11 protein-coding genes are annotated in these 13,002 nt (G+C 70.6%); 7 read left to right on the top strand and 4 right to left on the bottom strand.

The window, feature by feature from the left end; genetic code table 11:
* Window positions 1-108 precede the first annotated feature (108 nt).
* Entirely contained in the window at window positions 109-1,308 is a 1,200-nt protein-coding gene (locus AB0C33_RS31400) for an Ig-like domain-containing protein (RefSeq protein WP_358294144.1), read from the top strand.
* A 100-nt stretch (window positions 1,309-1,408) separates the two neighbouring features.
* Here AB0C33_RS31400 and trpD read toward each other — a convergent pair whose 3' ends face one another.
* A complete protein-coding gene (gene trpD / locus AB0C33_RS31395; protein ID WP_358294143.1) occupies window positions 1,409-2,455 on the bottom strand; it encodes an anthranilate phosphoribosyltransferase in 1,047 nt (348 codons plus the stop codon).
* 6 nt (window positions 2,456-2,461) lie between these two features.
* Window positions 2,462-2,860 carry a hypothetical protein gene (locus AB0C33_RS31390; protein WP_352353671.1) on the bottom strand — a complete coding sequence of 133 codons (399 nt, stop codon included), beginning with the start codon at window positions 2,858-2,860 and terminating at the stop codon, window positions 2,462-2,464.
* Window positions 2,861-3,067: 207 nt separating this feature from the next.
* Between AB0C33_RS31390 and AB0C33_RS31385 the strand changes: the two genes are divergently transcribed.
* The 4 genes from AB0C33_RS31385 to AB0C33_RS31370 are packed head-to-tail and all read left to right on the top strand — an operon-like array spanning window position 3,068 to window position 7,300.
* Window positions 3,068-3,718 carry a heme-copper oxidase subunit III gene (locus tag AB0C33_RS31385; RefSeq protein ID WP_125630774.1) on the top strand — a complete coding sequence of 217 codons (651 nt, stop codon included), beginning with the start codon at window positions 3,068-3,070 and terminating at the stop codon, window positions 3,716-3,718.
* Between the two features lie 14 nt (window positions 3,719-3,732).
* Window positions 3,733-4,542 carry a c-type cytochrome gene (locus tag AB0C33_RS31380; RefSeq protein ID WP_352326595.1) on the top strand — a complete coding sequence of 270 codons (810 nt, stop codon included), beginning with the start codon at window positions 3,733-3,735 and terminating at the stop codon, window positions 4,540-4,542.
* Complete coding sequence (locus AB0C33_RS31375; protein WP_358294142.1) at window positions 4,539-5,654, top strand: Rieske 2Fe-2S domain-containing protein; 1,116 nt, start codon at window positions 4,539-4,541, stop codon at window positions 5,652-5,654. Before AB0C33_RS31380 ends, AB0C33_RS31375 begins: the two co-directional genes overlap by 4 nt.
* Window positions 5,651-7,300: a ubiquinol-cytochrome c reductase cytochrome b subunit gene (locus AB0C33_RS31370; protein ID WP_358294141.1), complete on the top strand. Its 1,650-nt coding sequence runs from the start codon at window positions 5,651-5,653 to the stop codon at window positions 7,298-7,300. Before AB0C33_RS31375 ends, AB0C33_RS31370 begins: the two co-directional genes overlap by 4 nt.
* A gap of 296 nt (window positions 7,301-7,596) precedes the next feature.
* Here the strand turns inward: AB0C33_RS31370 and AB0C33_RS31365 are convergent, their stop codons facing one another.
* A complete protein-coding gene (locus AB0C33_RS31365; RefSeq protein ID WP_125630767.1) occupies window positions 7,597-7,884 on the bottom strand; it encodes an Lrp/AsnC ligand binding domain-containing protein in 288 nt (95 codons plus the stop codon).
* 17 nt (window positions 7,885-7,901) lie between these two features.
* Window positions 7,902-9,626, bottom strand: a complete 1,725-nt coding sequence (locus AB0C33_RS31360) for a DEDD exonuclease domain-containing protein (RefSeq protein ID WP_358294140.1) — start codon at window positions 9,624-9,626, stop codon at window positions 7,902-7,904.
* A 136-nt stretch (window positions 9,627-9,762) separates the two neighbouring features.
* On the opposite strand from AB0C33_RS31360, the gene AB0C33_RS31355 reads away from it, so the two are divergent.
* Window positions 9,763-11,265, top strand: a complete 1,503-nt coding sequence (locus AB0C33_RS31355) for a serine/threonine-protein kinase (protein WP_358294139.1) — start codon at window positions 9,763-9,765, stop codon at window positions 11,263-11,265.
* The gene (locus tag AB0C33_RS31350; protein ID WP_358294138.1) at window positions 11,255-12,697 is read left to right on the top strand and encodes a serine/threonine-protein kinase; all 1,443 of its coding nucleotides are present in this window, start codon (window positions 11,255-11,257) and stop codon (window positions 12,695-12,697) included. The genes AB0C33_RS31355 and AB0C33_RS31350 overlap by 11 nt, the downstream gene beginning before the upstream one ends.
* The last annotated feature ends 305 nt before the right edge of the window (window positions 12,698-13,002 follow it).

The raw sequence follows: 13,002 nt of genomic DNA, 5'->3' as shown, positions 1-13,002 counted from the left end.
GGAGGACGCCCGCTTTTTCGTGTTCTTTACCAGGTCACGGATGTCGTGAATAGATCACTCAGGGTAATAAGGGAGGAGAAGGTTGGATCTTGGGCGAGGGGGTCACTCGTGAGACGCGTGGCGAATGGATCGGCCGGCCTGCTGGCCCTGGCGCTGCTCACGGCGTGCTCGCTGAGCGGCGCGGCGAACGAGACGAAGGAGCTGACCGCGGTCGCGCGGCAGCCGGCGGTGGGCGTCACGCCCCAGGACAAGGCCGTGAACGTGGCCACCGACCAGCCCGTGGTGGTGTCCGCGCACGGCGGCACGATCAAGAGCGTCCGGGTGGACGGCGGCAAGGCGGGCCGGCTGAAGGGCGTCCTGAGCGGTGACGGCACCCGCTGGCGCAGCACGACCACCGCCCGGCCGAGCGCCGGCTATACGGTCACCGTCGTCAGCGTGGACGCCTCGGGCAAGCAGAGCGAGACCTCCAGCACGTTCACCACGGTCAAGGGCGACAAGACATTCGACATCCAGACGATCACTCCCAACAAGGACGACACCGGGCTGACGGTGGGCATCGGCATGCCCGTCATGATCGCCTTCGACAAGCCCGTGAGCGACCGGGTGGCCGTCGAGCGCAACCTGACCATCCGCAGTTCCAAGCCGGTGGACGGGGCCTGGCACTGGTTCGACGACAGCCATGTGGACTTCCGGCCGGAGGAGTACTGGCCGGCGTACACGAAGGTGCGGCTGGAGGCGAAGCTGGCCGGCGTGCGCGGCGGCCCCGGCCTGTACGGCAAGCGCGACGTCACCCTCGACTTCAAGATCGGCCGCTCCCAGATCACCAGAGGCAGCACCGACGAGCACGTGCTGACGGTCCGCCGGGACGGCAAGCGCATCCGCACCATGCCGATGAGCGCCGGGCAGGGCGGCCAGTGGAAGTACTACACCACCTCGGGCGTGCACCTGGCGATGTCGCGGGAGCCGGTGACCGTCATGACCTCGCCCGGCATCGGCCCGGGACAGTCGGGCTACTACCAGCTCACCGTCTACAACACCGTGCGCATCTCCAACAGCGGCGAGTACGTGCACAGCGCGCCCTGGTCGGTGGGCTCCCAGGGCAACTCCAACGTCAGCCACGGCTGCGTGAACGTCAGCCCGGAGAACGCGGCCTGGTTCATCAAGAACACCCTGATCGGGGACCCGATCATCATCACGGGCTCGCCGCGCAAGCTGGAGCCCACCAACGGGTGGGGCCACTGGCAGGAGAACTGGAAGGACTGGCTCAAGTGGAGCACGCTCAAGGACGGCCCGAGCATCACCTTCTGACCGTCACCCGGCCCTGAGCAGGCCCTGGAGGCTCTGCCAGGGCTCTCGGGCACCGCGTACCGCCGAAGGAGGTGAGCGCGCCTCAGGGGCGCGCTCACGGTCACGACGGGCGGTAGGAGCTGCTGACCTCGATCCAGCGGCGCAGCGTGTCGGCGGCCGCGCCGGAGTCGATCGCCTGCGTGGCGCGCTCGTAGCCCTTGATCATCGCCGTGTCGAGGTCGTCGCCGGCGCCGTCGTGGGCGACCAGCGCGGCGGCGGTGTTGAGCAGGACGGCGTCGCGCACCGGCCCCTTCTTGCCGCCCAGCACGTCGTGCACGGCCTGGGCGTTGAACTGCACGTCGCCCCCGCGCAGCGCGTTCGCGTCGGCCCGGGGGATGCCCAGGATCGCGGGGTCGAACCTGGCCTCGGTGGCCGTGCCGTCGCGGACCACCCACACCGTGGAGGTGCCGGTGATGGTCAGCTCGTCGAGCCCGTCGTCGCCGCGGAAGACCAGGGCGGACACGCCGCGCTCGGCGAAGACGCCGGCGATGACGGGCAGCATGCGGGCGTCGTAGACGCCGATGGCCTGGGCGCTGGGCCGGGCCGGGTTGGTCAGCGGGCCCAGGAAGTTGAAGACCGTGGGGACGCCGATCTCCTTGCGCGCCGGGCCGGCGAACCGCAGCGCCGGGTGGTAGACGGGGGCGAAGCAGAAGGCGATGCCCGCCTCGCGCGCCACCCGCGCGGTCTGCTCGGGCGTCAGGTCGAGCCTGATGCCCATGTGCTCCAGGACGTCGGCGGCCCCGCACAGCGAGGAGGCCGAGCGGTTGCCGTGCTTGACGACCCTGGCCCCCGCCGCGGCGGCCACGATGGCGGCCATGGTGGAGACGTTGACGGTGTGGGCGCGGTCGCCGCCCGTGCCGACGACGTCGAGGACGGGCCCCTCGACGGTCAGCGGCGTGGAGAACTCCAGCATCGTCCGGGCCAGGCCCACCACCTCGGCCACCGTCTCGCCCTTGGCCCGCAGGGCCAGCGCGAAGCCCGCGATCTGGGCGGAGGTGGCGTTGCCCGAGAAGATCTCCCGCATCGCCCAGGCCGTCTCGTCGGCCGACAGGTGCTCGCCGGAAAGGAGCGCGGAGAACAGGGCAGGCCAGGTCGTCCGGGAGTCCATGGGCACCTACTTCGCGTTGAGTCGGGTGGCGGAACGGCGGCGCATCAGGTCGGCGACGGTGTCGGCCAGGACCATGGGCTCGATGGGCTGCGGGACGACGGCGTCGGCCTTGGACCACTCGGCCAGCCAGCGGTCGTCGCGCCTGGCGATGATCAGGCAGACGGGCGGGCAGTCGTAGACCTCGTCCTTGGCCTGACGGGAGACGCCCATGCCGCCGGCGGGCTGGGTCTCGCCGTCGAGGACCGCCACGTCGATCTCGCCGGAGCCGAGCCACTGGTGGACCTTGGGCTCGGTGGCGCACTCGATGATCTCGACGAGGGGCAGATCGGCCGCCGGCCGCCGGCCGATCGCCTGGCGGACCTCGGCCCGGGTGGTCGCGTCGTCGCTGTAGACGAGGACCCTCATCGTGTCGTCGGTGCTCCCAGAGGACGTCACTGTCGCGCTCACTATCGGTCGAAGCTGTATGGTCACCTGGATCGTACCGTTGCGCCGGGATGCAATCCCAGGCCACCGGGTCTGACAGGCGTTTTGTCCCAATTATCCCAGGTTGATGGCCGGTTTGTTCCGCCTAACGGGGGGTCGTTGGCCGGACCGAACACCGGAGCCGCAATAATGCTGCCCGTGGCGACAGCATCCGCAATAACTTCGACGACGACAGCACAGTCGTACCGACGGCCGAACCTGGTCAGTGTCGGGACGATCGTCTGGCTGTCCTCTGAGCTCATGTTCTTCGCGGCGCTGTTCGCGATGTACTTCACCATCCGGTCGGTGAGCGAGGGGAAGGGCATCGAGTGGGGCCCTGCCTTCCTTCCTGCAGGCGTTGAGGCAGAAGGCGCTCACCTGAACATCCCGTTCGCGACGGTCAACACGATCATCCTGGTCCTGTCGAGTGTGACGTGCCAGCTGGGCGTGTGGGCCGCGGAGAAGGGGCAGGTCGGCAAGCTCCGCTTCTGGTACATCGTCAGCTTCCTGATGGGCGCGATCTTCGTCGCCGGTCAGCTGTACGAGTACGGCGAGCTGGCGTCAGAGGGCGCGACCCTGTCCGCCAACGCTTACACCTCGGTGTTCTACCTGACGACGGGCTTCCACGGCCTGCACGTGACCGGTGGCCTGATCGCGTTCCTGTTCATGCTGGGACGCACGTACGCCGCGAAGCGCTTTACGCATGAGCAGGCCACCAGCGCGATCGTCGTGTCCTACTACTGGCACTTCGTAGACGTCGTCTGGATCGGTCTTTTCGCGACCATCTACATCATTCGTTAAGGAACGGGATCTCTGTGACTAGGATCACCGCTTGGCGGCGGCATCCCCTCGCGAGATACGCCGTCCTGATTTTGGCGTTGGCGCTGGTCGGGATGGTATACGCCGCCTTTGTCCAGGCGGGCAAGCCTGCCGACGCGGCGCTGGCGGCAGGCAAGGTCGACGACGTGGCCGAGGGCAAGAGCCTGTTCGTGGCCCACTGCTCGAGCTGCCACGGCATGAACGCGGAGGGCACCAACACCGCCCCCACGCTCGTCGGCGTCGGCGCCGCGGCGGTCGACTTCCAGATGAGCACCGGCCGCATGCCCGCCGGCAACCCCGGCCCGCAGGCGCCGCGCAAGCCCCTGGCCCACTGGGTCAACGAGGACACGACCCGTCAGGTCGCCGCCTACGTGCAGTCGCTCGGCGGCGGTCCGCAGGTCCCGGGCAAGGAGCAGGTCGACCCGAAGCTCGGCGACGCCGGCAAGGGCGGCGAGCTGTTCCGGGCCAACTGCATCCAGTGCCACAACTGGGCGGGCGCCGGCGGTGCCCTGACGCAGGGCAAGTACGCGCCCAACCTCAACGAGTCCTCACCGACGCAGATCTACGAGGCGATGGTCACCGGCCCGCAGGCGATGCCGGTCTTCAACGACTCGACGATCACGCCTGAGGAGAAGCGCAGCATGATCGCGTACATCACCCAGGTCCGTGAGCAGAAGGACCCCGGAGGGTTCGGCCTCGGGCGCATCGGCCCGGTCACCGAAGGTCTCGTAGCGTTCGTGGTAGGCATCGCCGCCCTAGCCCTCGCCGCCATCTGGATCACCGCGAAGAAGCGACAGAAGTCATGACAGACAACGAGCACGAGATCGAGCAGCCGGACGAACGCGTGCCCAAGCGCGTCATCGGCACTCCCGCGCCGGGCACGTCGATGCTGGGCGCCGCGGAGAAGGAAGACGTCGCCGACCGCGACGTCCCGGGCGTGACGCTGCAGGACGAGGCGAAGGCCGGCAAGGCCGAGAAGATCGTGGCGCTCTGCTTCGCGATCACCTTCCTGGCCGGCATCGCCTTCCTCATCTCCTACGTGGTGTTCCAGGTGGGCAGCCCCGAGGCGACGGGGGTCTCCAACCTCGCCCTCGGCGGCACGCTGACCCTGGCCGTCCTCGGCCTCGCGGTCGGCATCGTGGTCTGGGTCCGCCAGATCATGCCGAAGTACGCGCTGGTCCAGGAGCGCCACACGATGGCCTCCGACGAGGACGACCGCGAGGTCGTCTCCGAGACCTTCCTGCAGGGCGCCAACGAGAGCGGCTTCGTCAAGCGCAAGCTGATGCGCCGCACGCTGCTGCTGGCCGCCGCGCCGCTCGGCCTGGTGCCGCTGGTGCTGCTGCGCGACCTCGACAACTCCAAGATGCCCGGCGCGAAGTTCAACAAGCTGCTGCGCCACACGGTCTGGGGTGAGAAGACCAAGGAGGGCAAGCCGCTGCGCCTTGTGGTCGAGGGCACCGGCCAGCCGATCCGCGCGGCCGACTTCAACTCGCCCGGCGGCATCCTGTCGGTGGTGCCCGAGGGTTACGAGCACGACCTCAACGCGCTCGCCAAGGCCACGCTGATCCTGATCAAGTTCCGTCCGGAGGAGCTCAAGAGCGGCGTCAAGCAGAACTGGACGCACGACGGCATCGTCGCCTACTCCAAGATCTGCACGCACGTCGGCTGCCCGGCGGCGCTCTACGAGCAGACCACCCACCACATCCTGTGCCCCTGCCACCAGTCGACCTTCGACGCGGCCGACGGCGCGAAGGTCATCTTCGGCCCGGCCGCCCGGCCGCTGCCGCAGCTGCCCATCACCGTCGACGGCGAGGGCTATCTGATCGCCCAGGGTGACTTCAACGTGCCCGTCGGTCCCAGCTACTGGGAGCGCGGCGACGCCGAGGCCGAGGCCAGGGAGAAGGGAGGCCAGGCATGAGCGACCTGAACGCCGTACCGAAGGCCATCGCCGGGCCGTCGACCTTCCTCGACGACCGTCTGGGCGGGGCGAACTTCCTCAAGCGCAACCTGCGCAAGATCTTCCCTGACCACTGGTCGTTCCTGCTGGGTGAGATCGCGCTCTACTCGTTCATCATCCTGCTGCTCACCGGTACGTTCCTGACGCTGTGGTTCAAGCCGAGCATGGGCGAGATCGCCTACGACGGCTCGTACGCGCCGCTCAAGGGCGTCATGATGTCGGAGGCCTACGCGTCGTCGCTGGAGATCAGCTTCGACGTCCGGGGTGGTCTGCTGATGAGGCAGATGCACCACTGGGCGGCCCTGCTCTTCGTGGCCGGCATGACGGTGCACATGCTGCGGGTGTTCTTCACCGGCGCCTACCGCAAGCCGCGCGAGCTCAACTGGATCATCGGCGTGCTGCTGCTGACGCTGGCGCTCGCCGAGGGCCTGACCGGCTACTCCCTCCCCGACGACCTGCTCTCCGGCGCCGGTCTGCGGATCACCGAGGGTGTGGCGATCTCGCTGCCGCTGGTGGGCACGTACATCACGTTCTTCCTGTTCGGCGGGGAGTATCCGGGCGAGGACGTCATCTCCCGGTTCTACTCGCTGCACATCCTGCTCATCCCGGGCATCCTGCTGGCGCTGGTCTCGGCTCACATGGTGCTCATGTGGGTGCAGAAGCACACGCAGATGCCGGGCAAGGGGCGCAACAACAAGAACGTGGTGGGCGCGCCGTTCTACCCGGCCTTCATGGCCAAGGCGGGTGCCTACTTCCTGTTCACGCTCGCCGTGGTGTCGGGGCTGGCGACGTTCGCCCAGATCAACCCGATCTGGCTGTTCGGGCCGTACACGCCGGCGGACATCTCCGCCGGTTCGCAGCCCGACTGGTACATGGGCTTCCTCGAAGGCTCGCTGCGGCTCATGCCGCCGTGGGAGTGGAACCTGTTCGGCACGGCCCACGCGGGCACGTTGCCGATGAGCGTGATCATCCCGGCGCTGGTGCCGATGGGCATCATCATGACCGGTCTCGCGCTCTACCCGTTCATCGAACGGTGGGTCACCGGGGACAACCGCGAGCACCACGTCGCCGACCGTCCGCGCAACAACCCCCACCGCACCGCGATCGGCATCTCGGCGATGACGTTCTACGGTGTGCTGTGGCTGCTCGGCGCCAACGACGAGATCTCGGCCAACTTCCACGTCAGCCTCAACTGGACGACGTACATCGGCCGGGTGCTGGTCTTCGTCGGGCCGGCGCTGGCCTACCTGATCACCTACCGCATGTGCCTCGGCCTGCAGCGCAGCGACGCCGCGGTCATCGGGCACGGTGTGGAGTCGGGTGTCATCAAGCGGCTGCCGCACGGTGAGTTCATCGAGGTGCACACGCCGCCGTCCGACGACCTCGAGGCCCACATGCGGGGCAAGGAGGCGGTGGCGGCCCTGCCCGTGGACGAGGACGCCTCCGGCATCCCGCCCAAGGGCATGCGCGGCCCGCTCGGCAAGCTCCGCGGCCGGATGTCCAAGGCGTACGGCGGGGAGAAGATCCCGCTCGACGACGGGCACCACGGCGAGCACGGCGAGCACGCCGCGATCGGTTCCGGCGACGACCGGAGCCTCACCCACTAGGGTTTCGCCTGATCGTGATCGGCCCGGACGGGGTTCCCCGTCCGGGCCTTTCCGCGTTCCGGCCCACCGGCCGGGGACGATCGGGCCCGGAAACGCGTCGGGCCCGGACGAAGGACGGCCGGGCCCGGAAGACGGACACCGAGGAAGGTCGCCCAAGACGGGCGCCGAAGACGGGCGCCGAAGACGGACGCCCAAAGTGGGCACCAAGACGGACGCAGAAGCAGAAGCAGAAGCGGGCGCAGGCGCCGACGCCGAAGCGGATGCGAGGGTTTACGCGGGGACCGCGGGGGAGCGGGTCAGTCGGATTCGGGGAAGCCGATCGAGAAGGCGGCGTCGAGATCGTGCCTGGAGTAGGTGCGGAAGGCGATGTGCGTCTCGGTGTGCTCGACGCCGTCGACCTTGTTGACCCGCCCGGGGATGACCTCGGCCACCTCCTCGTAGCGGGCGACCCTGACCATGGCGAGCAGATCCCATTCGCCGGTGATGGAGTAGACCTCGCTGACCCCGTCGATCTCGGCGATCGTCTGGGCGACCTCCGGGATCCGGTCTACCTCGGCCTTGATGTGGACGATTGCCGTGACCATGTATTAACTGTATCCGGTCATCGCAAAGGACGTCCCTCTCGGTCGCGCCGCTGATCAAGCCCGCGGTAGGCCAGGTCGATGCGGGCCTTGTGGCGGGCGGCGCCCCGGGCGGGCATCGACCACACGCCGTCGACCTCGACCAGCCGCACGCCCGGCGACTCCAGCCAGCGCAGGATGCACTCGGTCTCCTCGGCGCTGGCCGCGTGGACCGGGCCGGGGCCCGGGATGACGGCCTCGGCCATGGCCTTGAGCGAGGCGACGAACGGTGTGGGGTGGGCGCCCTTCGGCATCACGCCCGCCGCGGCCAGCCGCCCGTAGCGGACGACGTGGATGTCCCAGCCGCCGTCGAAGGCCGGGCTGGCGGCCACGAGCTCGGGGATGCGGGTGATGGCGCTCAGGCGCTGCATGCGGGCCGCCGCCCGGACGAACGCGGCCAGCCGGTCGCGGTCGACGGACGCCTCCTCGTAGCGCTGCTCGACCGACAGGCGCTCCATGCGGGCCGAGACGGCGGTGTAGACGAGCGAGGCGTCGGAGGTCATGGCCCGGCGGGCGCTCTCGACGTGCGCGGCGTACTCCTCCGGGCTCTCCTTGCCCGCGCAGGGCGCGCCGCAGCGGCCCATCTCGTGCAGGACGCAGGCCGCCCGGCGGGTGCGCAGGCTGATCGGCTGGGTGCACTGGCGCAGCGGCACGGCCTCGTGCAGCGCGATGCGGGCCTCGTCGGCCAGGCGGGAGCTGCTGAACGGGCCGAGGTAGGTGGCGTCGTCGTCCTTCAGCTCGCGCACGATCGACAGGCGGGGGAAGGGGCCGGGGGTGAGCTTGAGCCAGACGACCTTCTCCGGGAAGCGCGAGCGGCGGTTGTAGCGCGGCTTGGCGCCGCCGATCAGCCGCAGCTCCCTGACCTCGGCCTCCAGCCCCGTGGCGCAAACGACGTGGCGCACGCGCTCGGCGATGCCGATCATCTCGCGGATGCGCGGGCGGGTCTCGGCGGCCGTGAAGTAGGAGCGCACGCGGTTGCGCAGGTTGGTGCTCTTGCCGATGTAGAGCACCTCGCCGCGGTCGTCCTCGAAGAAGTAGACGCCCGGGGCGTGCGGGACGGACTCGGCCAGGTGGCGCTTGCGCTGCTGCTCCGGCGTGGGGGCGCGGACGAACGACTTCAGCTCCTCCAGCGTGTGGACCTGGAAGGAGCCGGCCCGCTCGATCAGCCCGTGGAGCACGTCGACGGTGGCCCTGGCGTCCTGCAGGGCGCGGTGGCACGGCTCGGTGGGGCTGCGGAAGAAGCGGGCGAGCGTGGACAGCTTGGCGTTGGGCGTCTCGTCGCGGGTCAGCACCCGCCGGGCCAGGTCGACGGTGTCGACGACCGGGTTGGCGGGCGGGGGGTAGCCGTGGGCGGCGCAGGCGGCCTTGACGAAGCGGGTGTCGAAGCCCGCGTTGTGGGCCACCAGCGTGGCGCCCTTGATGAACTCGAGGAAGCTCGGCAGCACCGCCTCGATGCGCGGGGCGGCCACCACCATGGCGTCGGTGATGCCGGTCAGCACCGAGATGAACGGCGGGATCGGCCCGCCGGGGTCGACCAGGGTGGAGAACTCGCCCAGCACCTCACCCGCCCGCACCTTGACCGCGCCGATCTCGGTGATCGAGTCTTCGGCCGGCGAGCCGCCGGTGGTCTCCAGGTCGAACACGACGAACGTGACGTCGCTCAGCGGGGTGCCGAGCTCGTCGAGGGTGCCTTGTACCGCGTCCACGTTCCAAGACCATAGAGAGGGGGACCGACAGTTACTCCGCCGGACCACGCCGGAGCGCGGGGAAGGGGGCCCCGGACGGCATGGGGGGACGTGCTCGAATAACCATCCTTCTTGATCCTTAGTTACCCTTCCCTTTATGTCCGCGGGAAGACTTGCCGGCCGCTACGCCCTGCTGCGCCCACTCGGCGCCGGCGGCATGGGGAAGGTGTGGCTGGCCAAGGACGAGATGCTCGACCGCGAGGTCGCGGTCAAGGAGCTCACCCTGCCCGAGGGCATGCCGTCCAAGGATCGCGCCGACGCGGTCACCAGGGCCGTGCGCGAGGCGCAGGCCACCGCCCGGCTGCGCCATCCCGGCATCGTGGCGCTGCACGACGTCATCGTCGAGCACGAGCGGCCGTGGCTGGTCATGGAGCTGCTGCGGGGCCGTACGCTGGCCGACACCGTGCGCGAGTTCGGCCCCATGCCGCCCGAGTACGCCGCCCGCGTCGGCGCCGACGTGCTGGAGGCGTTGCAGGCCGCCCACGCCCAGGGGCTGCAGCACCGCGACGTGAAGCCGGGCAACGTGTTCCTGACCGACAGCGGCAGGGTGGTGCTGACCGACTTCGGCATCGCCCGGCAGGAGGGGCAGGCCGCGCTCACCGAGCAGGGGCTCATGATCGGCTCGCCCGGGTTCATCGCGCCCGAGCGGCTGGAGGGCGAGCCCGGCGGCCCGTCCAGCGACCTGTGGTCGCTCGGCGCGACCCTGTTCGCCGCCGTGACCGGCGGGAACGCCTACCAGGGCTCGGTCGCCGAGCGGGTCAGGGCGACCGTGACGCAGCCGGTGCCGGTCGCGCCGGGGCCGCTCGGGCCGCTGCTGGCCGCCATGATGGCGCGCCATCCTGACGCCCGTCCCGATCCGCGCAACGTCGTGCACGCGCTCAGGCAGCTGGCCGCGGGCGGCCCGGCGCCGGTCCTGGCGGCCGGCGAGCAGGCCACCGCGCCCCGCCGGGTGGGGCGGCGCGGGCGGCCGCTGCTGCTGTGGGGCGCGGTCGCGGCCGTGCTCGTGGTCGCCGCCGGAGCCACCGGCTTCGTCGTGCTGCGCGACGACGACGGGCCGCCGGCCGCGTTCACCGTGCCGATGGACGTGTGCACCCTGCTCACCCCGCAGGACGTCGGCGGCCTGCTGCGCACCCAGAGCCCGCCCAAGGCCCAGCCGGACAGCAACGAGGTGGGCCCCGAATGCGGCTGGCCGACCGCCGGCACCGGCATCGGGCTCCAGGTGCAGAAGGACTCCGACACCGTCGATCCCTGGTCGATGACCGCCGCCACGGCCCGCACCCTGTTCCAGAACCAGAAGCGCTACTGGGCCAAGTACGACCAGATCGACTGGACCTGGCCGGAGATCGGCGTCAAGACCGACATGCGCTCCACCCGCACCCCCGTCCACGACCTGGCGGGCCTCGGCGAGGAGGCGTTCGCGTTCGAGCTGAAGGGCAAGACCGGCCGCGTCCACTCGGCTCACGTCTACTACCGGATCGCCAACCTGGTGGTGGCCGTCCAGTACGCCACCCTGGCCGACAAGCCGACCGACGAGGACGTCCGGCAGGCGGCGATCAAGGCGGCCCGGTCGAGCGAGCAGGCGTTGCGCCGTGCGAAGTGACCACCACCTGCTGGCCGGCCGCTACCGGCTGGTCGAGCAGCTCGGGCAGGGCGGCGCCGGCACGGTGTGGCGGGCGCTGGACGAAATGCTCGACCGCGAGGTCGCCGTCAAGCAGGTGCGGGTGCCGCCGGGGCTGAGCCCCCACCAGCGGGCCGAGTTCGCCGACCGCGCCATCCACGAGGCCAGGTCGGCCGGACGCCTGCGCGACCCGGCGATCGTGCTGGTGCACGACGTGGTGCTCGACGGCGACCAGCCGTGGATCATCATGGACCTGGTCACCGGCCGGTCCCTGGACAAGGTGATCAGGGAGAACGGGCCGCTGCCGCCCCCGTACGCGGCCCGCATCGGGCTGCAGGTGCTGTCGGCGCTGGAGGTCGCGCACTCCCACGGCATCCTGCACCACGACGTCAAGCCGGCCAACATCCTGCTCGACGCCGACGGCTCGGCCATGCTGACCGACTTCGGCATCGCCGTCCCCATGGGCGGTCAGGGCGACGGTGCCGGCAGCGGCGGCTCGCTCGGCTACATGGCGCCCGAGCGGCTCAACGAGCAGGCGCCGGGCCCGGAGTCCGACCTGTGGTCGCTGGGCGCGAGCCTGTACACCGCCGTGGAGGGGCGGGCGCCGTTCGAGCGGCAGCTGCCCGCGGCGGTCGCGGCGGCGGTGCTGCTGCACGACCCGCCCTTCCCTGAGCGGGCGGGCCGCGAGTTCGGCGGGCTGCTCATGGCGATGCTGGCCAAGGAGCCCGCCGCTCGTCCCACGGCGGCCCAGGTCCGGCAGGTGCTCAGCGGCGCGCCGGTGCGCTCCGGCCCGGTCCCCGGGCGTCGCCGGCGGTGGTTGCTGCCGGTGGCCGTCGCGTCCGGCGTCGCGGTGCTCGGCGCCGGCTGGTACGCCGTGGACGCCCTGGCCGGTCAGCCGGAGACCGGCCGGTACGCCGCCGCCCCCGACCCCTGCCGCCTGCTGAGCGACGCCCAGGCCGCCGAACTGGCGAAGGGCGCCGTCCGGCGCAGCGCCACGCGGGACGGCGAGTGCCAGTGGGTCGCGGGGCTGGAGGAGCGGCGGGGCCGGCGGATCACCGTACGGACCTGGGTCGAGAAGCCCGACGGCGACCTCGGCGGGCCGCAGGTTGCCGCGCGCCGGTTCGCCAGCGAGAAGGGCACCAGGAGCGCGGCGCGGGGCACCCGGGCGCGGACGGCCGCCGGTGAGGTCGTGGACGTCGCGGGGGTGGGGGAGGCGGCGTTCGTGCAGAACCGGTTCGAGCTGTTGATGTCCTCCAGCACGGTCGGCCGGTTCGACAGCATCGTGCTCTTCCGGTCCAGCAACCTGCTCGGCGAGGTGATCTGGCACCGCGACGAGGTGTCGGTCAAGGCGCCGGTCGACAAGGAGACGGCGCTGCGGATCGCCCGGGTGGTCTCCGGGGCGCTGCCGGGATGATCGTCGTGCGTGCTGCAAGGGGCGTTTCGCCATGTCTCACCGCAAGTCAGGGCAATCTCAGGAGTCGCAGTGAATCCCGGTAGCGAGTACGAGCCGCCGACCACCCCTCATCCGGTGCCGGGCCGGCGGTTCGAGCCGCAGGGAAGGCCGCCGACACCCCCGCCCGGCCCGCCCCCCGGTCCGCAACCGGGCCCGCCGCCTCACCCGCACCCGGGCCCACAGCCTGTTCCTCATCTTGGTTCTCAGTCCGGTCCTCAGTCCGGTCCTCAGTCCGGTCCTCAGTCCGGTCCTCAGTCCGGTCCTCA

This window comes from Nonomuraea sp. NPDC048881 (genome assembly GCF_040649795.1).
Lineage (GTDB): Bacteria > Actinomycetota > Actinomycetes > Streptosporangiales > Streptosporangiaceae > Nonomuraea.
The sequence above is the reverse complement of the archived record's forward strand: the minus strand, read 5'-3'. Positions and strand labels throughout refer to the sequence as shown.